General features: G+C 39.3%; 2 protein-coding genes. Both read right to left on the bottom strand.

Annotated features, from left to right (window positions below; genetic code table 11):
• Window positions 1–39: 39 nt before the first annotated feature.
• On the bottom strand, window positions 40–576 hold the full coding sequence (spoVT, locus tag V7659_RS04945) for a stage V sporulation protein T (protein ID WP_335538519.1): 537 nt from the start codon (window positions 574–576) through the stop codon (window positions 40–42).
• Between the two features lie 239 nt (window positions 577–815).
• A partial coding sequence (locus tag V7659_RS04940) for a TRCF domain-containing protein (RefSeq protein ID WP_335538518.1) occupies window positions 816–1,782 on the bottom strand: 967 nt, incomplete at its 5' end.

Here is a 1,782-nt window from a genome sequence, read left to right as displayed (position 1 = left end):
AACAGAGCCAAATAAAAAAGACAGCTGTCGCTGCCTTTTTTATGATTCCATTTGTCGAGCGAGGAAACCTGCTGCGGTTTCAACCGCCTTTTGTTCCACTTCGCCAAGAGTTCCTTCTTTAGAAAAAATAATAACTGCTCCGATTGGGTCACCATTTGCAATAATCGGTCCAATGGTATAGGAAGTTACCGCTTCCTCATTTCCATCCACTAAGGCAATGTCACCTTTTTGCGTGTTCAGGACTGAATTTCGTTCTTCCATCGTTTTTTCAATAACATCACTAATATTTTTATTTAAGTATTCCTTCTTAGAACCACCAGCCATTGCGATGACAGAATCTCTATCACAAATTAACACAGGGTTTCCAAGGCTATCAAAAAGTGCTTCAGCATATTCTTTGGCAAAATCACCCAACTCACTAATAGGTGAATATTTTTTCAAGATGACTTCTCCGTCTCGATCAACAAAGATCTCTAACGGATCCCCTTCACGGATACGCAAAGTTCTACGTATTTCTTTGGGAATGACAACACGACCCAAATCATCGATTCGACGAACTATTCCAGTTGCTTTCATCCAATGTTGCCTCACTTTCATCTGATGATTATTCAACTTGGTAATGATTCTCTTTCCTGAAATTGTATTCATCACCAACTTTGAACTTAGTATCTTTCATCTGGAAAGTTATATACATAAACGTAATATTTTTTCAAATATCTTAGAATTATCCCAAATTGGATAAAGCTTCATTTCTCTGAAATAATTCAGTCAAACGATTAATTTGAGTAATTTAGCCTTGTGTTGGCCAATTCCCCTTAATTTACGGGATTTTCATGGCCCTTTTTGGCTTTGGACACGCCCTTAACCATCTCAAAGGCAATGTTCAACCATTGTGACACAGGATAATCCTTGATCTTAATGACAATTTTAAGTCGAGGCCCTTCCATTCCAGGAGTAACATTTCGGCCAAACTGACTGCCAATTTGAAAAATCTTACTTCCATCAATGGTGTTGGTCACCTCTTCATTTATTAAAATGGTTACTTCTTGTTTCGTCTGTTTAATTTGTTCCACACCATTAAGTAGAGCATAAACTTTCATTTCAGCTATCTGAAATAAAGAGGCAACCTCTTCTGGATATTCACCAAAACGGTCGAGCATTTCCGATTCAAGTTCCTCAATATCATCGAGGGACTCAGCACCCCTGAACCGTTTATACATCTCTATCTTTTGATGCCCATCCTTAATATATGTATCAGGAATATAAGCATCAATTTCAAGATCAATTTCCACTGATTTTTTTGCGGCTGTTCCAGCCACGCCAATCGTTACTTTTCGCTCTTCAATCGCCTCTTTTAACATCTGTGAATAAAGGTCAAAACCAACAGAGTCAATAAAGCCATGCTGTTGGGCACCTAGTAAATTACCCGCTCCCCTGATCGATAAATCACGCATGGCAATTTTAAAACCAGAACCTAATTCGGTAAATTCCTTAATAGCTTGAAGACGCTTTTCTGCGACCTCCGTTAAGACTTTATCTTTTCGATAAGTGAAATAGGCATAGGCGACACGATTTGAACGACCGACGCGTCCGCGGAGTTGATAAAGCTGAGAAAGCCCCATTCGATCCGCATCATAAACGATCAAGGTATTTACATTCGGTATGTCCACACCGGTTTCAATGATGGTGGTACTAACAAGAACATCAAATTCACCCGCTAAAAAGCCGATCATCACCGTTTCCAATTCATTTTCTGTCATCTGACCGTGAGCACAAACTACG

Origin of the sequence: Neobacillus drentensis, from assembly GCF_036966985.1 — a bacterium.
In the GTDB taxonomy this organism is placed as follows: domain Bacteria; phylum Bacillota; class Bacilli; order Bacillales; family Cytobacillaceae; genus Neobacillus; species Neobacillus drentensis_E.
This window is presented reverse-complemented; position numbering and strand designations above follow the sequence as displayed.

Excerpts from the sequence above, each read along its gene's own strand:
- spoVT (WP_335538519.1), bottom strand. The coding sequence starts at position 576 with ATGAAAGCAACTGGAATAGTTCGTCGAATCGATGATTTGGGTCGTGTT.